Below are 3,602 nucleotides of genomic sequence, written 5' to 3' on the forward strand. Positions count from 1 at the left end.
AATCAAACAGAATCCAATCCGTAACGTTTTTCAGATTACATTATTCATCTGAGTAATTATTCCCTTGTTGGAAGTTCAGACTTATAGATTTTCCAATAATTTTTGTTGGTGAGTAACTTATAGATAACGTGTTTGTATATGGTTTGTTGCGTGGTTAAGTACGTAATTTAGCAAATAAAAACCGAATAGAAAATCCGCGAGGGTTTTCGTAAGCAGGCTAGAACTAGCAATAAATTATATACGGTGTTGGCAGTAGTTATTTAATTTTCATAATTATTTCACTTAATTCAATTGGTGCAATACCTGGATGGTCATTTACTACTTTTTCAATTATATCTTTTTTTAGAGCATCTTCTCTTTGATAAATATTTAAAAAAGGAAATCTTGATTTCAGTAGAGTTTCTAAATCGTGTCCTTGATGCTGATTAAATTCTATTGTCGTTTGTAATTCCCATCCATTAAATGTCTTATAAGTTATTTTATTTGCAGATTGAAGGCTTAAGTCAATTAGAATTTTATCTATAATTAATTGCCCATCACTTTGATTCAAATTTATAGCTTGAGAATAAGAAGAGATGCTCAATCCGGTAAAATCAGTAAAAGGTATTTTGTTTTCTCGAAGCATTAATAACCCAATAAGTAAAGGGTCTAATAAATAGTTCTCAATTGCATATCTGTCATTTTCTCCAAGAACAAGAATTCTGTCTTTACTTATATTATGCAAATCCCAGTCAACTATACCATAAATTTGCTCATTTCCATTAGAGTGTAAGTTATTTACAACTTCAATAACATCAGTACAGTTTGAACCGTTTGATGTTCGTGCAGGTATAAAAATCGGTTCGGAAGAAAAGTTAACTAACCGTCCATAAATATTTAGTAATAGTTCATAATAAGTTACATCATATTTGCTCTCAACAAATACTTGTCGTCTTTTTTCAGTTGATATTTTTAGAAAAGGAATATCTCCTGAAAGTATTTCTACTGCCCTTTGAATTGGAATTTTTTTAGGTTTATTATTACCTCTTTCCATTTGATATAATGAAATTCCTTCGGCAGCAACTACAGTTGTTGGGGAATGTGTAGTAATTAATGTTGGAATGTCGTTTTCCTCAACAATACTTTTTTTAAGAATATTAACCATTTTTTTAGTCATAGATGGATGAAGAGCAGCGTCTGGCTCATCAATCAATAATAAATCAGGTTTTCCTTGTTGACCTCCAGTATTGTAAATAGCTAAAGCTAATGACATAAGAACTTTTTCACCAGTTGAAAGGTTAGCGGAACTAATTTCGAAATCTTCTTGCTTATCTTTTAATCTAAATATGAAGGAAGTCTCTTTTCGACTACCCATTGGATTATTAACTTCATATGGTATGTTTGTTTCTGTAAAAATTTTATTTACAAAATCCCAAGGCGGTTCACCATTTTTATCTAAAAATTCCTTGTCTGTCAAAATTTTTGCAGTAGTTGCAATTTTTTGAGATTCATAAAATTTATTTTCTTGATTTTCAATCCATAACTTATGGTAGTTTTTAAATATCAGAGCGAATTGTGCTGTGAAAAAATCATTTTGTCCCATAAATGAAATATCAAAATAATCTTCAATATCATTTTCGCTTAAAACATCGTAATTTTTACCAGTTTCTTCCAATGCTTTTGAACAATGTTGCTTTATGTTTTCCGGTTTTATAAAACTTAAAACAGTTTGGTTATTTACATTTTGTACTCCTCTATTTTCGGCTTGTCTTTTAGCTTGTATAAATTGTTTCCAAACATTTTTAATGTGTTTAACAATTGTATCTGGGTCACAGTTTTCTTGAATACTTGGATTTAGCCCATTGAATGGTATATATCTTGCGTTTTGAATTTTCACACCATTAACAATGACATCAGTCAAATTTTTATTGGCAAGAGCTTCGAGTAAATGGGTTTTACCACTACCATTTTTACCGGTAAGAACTGAAAAATTTGGTAATTCAAATTCAATTCGTTCTTTAATGGATTTATATTCTGCTTTTAACTTTATTATCATTTGTCTCTAATTACTGCCAACGTGTTTGTATATGATTAGTGGCGTGTGTAAGTAACTAATTTAGCAAATAAAAACCAAATAGAAATTCGGAAGAATTTTCGTAAGCAAGCACAAACTAGCCATTAATTATATACGGTGTTGGCAACTGGCTTTTATTTTTTCCGTTCTATTTTTATTGGGTTTTGGCGAGTATCAAAAACATCATTTATTTCAATTCTGTTTTCTGTATTGTTAATCCAATAAATGACTTTATAATTTTTATAGACTAAATATCTGAATTCTTGTTTTCTATTCTTAAGAAGTTCTTCAACTTGTCCAATTTCTGGTTGCCTTTTAAGTTTTAAAGTCTCATTATAAATTCCGTTAACGATTTTTTTTGCTATTCGATTTCCGGCTTTTTCTCGATAATATTGATAAATTTTTTCTAGTTCTTTTTGAGAAAAATTAGTCCAAAATAATTTTAATTCCATTTATCGATACTGGCTTTTAATTCGCTGGATTCTATTAGTCGACCATTTAGTGAATCTTCCATAGATTTGTCAATTCGAGAATTAAATTCCTCCATAGACATTGGTTTAAACTCTCCATTATCTGAAATTTTGTTTTCTTTTCTAAGGATTTTTTCAAGTCGCGAAATTACATCTTCACTTTGAATCTTTAAAAACTCTTGAATAAGTTCTAGTTTTCTTGTTTGTAAATCCATTTTATTAGCTTTTTATCAAAGATACAAAAATATCAATTTAATACTCTATATTTCTTTAATTGACGAATTTCACAGCTTGTTGCCAACGTGTTTGTGTATGCTTAGTTGCGTGTGTAAGTTACTAATTTAGTAAATAAAAACGGAATAGAAAATCTGCAAAGATTTTCCGAATAGGCGAGAACCAAGCAATTAAATATACACGGTGTTGGCATTTCGTTGAAGCCATTAGATGGCATAATTATTGATAGATTAAAACAAACCATTAACAATGCGTCAACTCTTTTTCATTATTATTTCGCTTTTCATATTTTCTTGTATTCCAATAAGGATAGCTCCTAATATTGAAACTGATAAATTAGTTAAAGCTAAAAGGTTCAAAAGAGACCTTCCACGTAATTATGGATTTGTTTTTGAAGATCCTAAAGATGCTGATGAGTTTTATAAATTTATTAATGCAAAGTATGATTTAGGATTTATTGATGTCGCATCGAATGTTCCATTATCTATTGACAACAATACTTATTTTCTTTCATTCTACGAAAGAGAAAGAGTGACTAAAACAATTAATTTGATTCCGATTGCGATTGATGCAAGTCTTGAATCAAAAGGAAATAACCCAATTCTTGAAGAAGCACATACATCCAGATCTGGTCATTGGTATTTGGTACTAATCGTTACTAATAATGAATTGAAAGACTGTTTGAATCCAAATTATATTAATCACACCAAAATAATTAAATATCTTAGAAATCTTAAAGAAGAATATCTAACCACTCATAATTATATTGAGACTGTTTTAAAAAGAAACGATTGATTAAGTTACGACGTTTGTAACAATGAATGCCAACGTGTTTGTATATGATT

At 29.4% G+C, this 3,602-nt stretch carries 4 protein-coding genes; 1 reads left to right on the top strand and 3 read right to left on the bottom strand.

Annotation, left to right across the window (positions count from 1 at the left end; genetic code table 11):
* Positions 1-256 precede the first annotated feature (256 nt).
* The 3 genes from ACVCXO_RS13905 to ACVCXO_RS13915 all read right to left on the bottom strand — a co-directional run bounded on the left by ACVCXO_RS13905 (position 257) and on the right by ACVCXO_RS13915 (position 2,738).
* On the bottom strand, positions 257-2,035 hold the full coding sequence (locus ACVCXO_RS13905) for an ATP-binding protein (RefSeq protein ID WP_452230192.1): 1,779 nt from the start codon (positions 2,033-2,035) through the stop codon (positions 257-259).
* 152 nt (positions 2,036-2,187) lie between these two features.
* A complete protein-coding gene (locus ACVCXO_RS13910) occupies positions 2,188-2,505 on the bottom strand; it encodes a type II toxin-antitoxin system RelE/ParE family toxin (protein ID WP_452230193.1) in 318 nt (105 codons plus the stop codon).
* Positions 2,496-2,738, bottom strand: a complete 243-nt coding sequence (locus ACVCXO_RS13915) for a hypothetical protein (RefSeq protein ID WP_166388054.1) — start codon at positions 2,736-2,738, stop codon at positions 2,496-2,498. The genes ACVCXO_RS13910 and ACVCXO_RS13915 overlap by 10 nt, the downstream gene beginning before the upstream one ends.
* Positions 2,739-3,006: 268 nt before the next feature.
* Between ACVCXO_RS13915 and ACVCXO_RS13920 the strand changes: the two genes are divergently transcribed.
* Complete coding sequence (locus tag ACVCXO_RS13920) at positions 3,007-3,552, top strand: hypothetical protein (protein WP_452230194.1); 546 nt, start codon at positions 3,007-3,009, stop codon at positions 3,550-3,552.
* The last annotated feature ends 50 nt before the right edge of the window (positions 3,553-3,602 follow it).

It is taken from the genome of Lacinutrix sp. MEBiC02404 (assembly GCF_053601575.1).

What these genes read in the sequence shown, in the direction of transcription:
- ACVCXO_RS13905 (WP_452230192.1), bottom strand. Translation starts at nt 2,035, where the DNA reads ATGATAATAAAGTTAAAAGCAGAATATAAATCCATTAAAGAACGAATT.
- ACVCXO_RS13910 (WP_452230193.1), bottom strand. Translation starts at nt 2,505, where the DNA reads ATGGAATTAAAATTATTTTGGACTAATTTTTCTCAAAAAGAACTAGAA.
- ACVCXO_RS13915 (WP_166388054.1), bottom strand. Translation starts at nt 2,738, where the DNA reads ATGGATTTACAAACAAGAAAACTAGAACTTATTCAAGAGTTTTTAAAG.
- ACVCXO_RS13920 (WP_452230194.1), top strand. Translation starts at nt 3,007, where the DNA reads ATGCGTCAACTCTTTTTCATTATTATTTCGCTTTTCATATTTTCTTGT.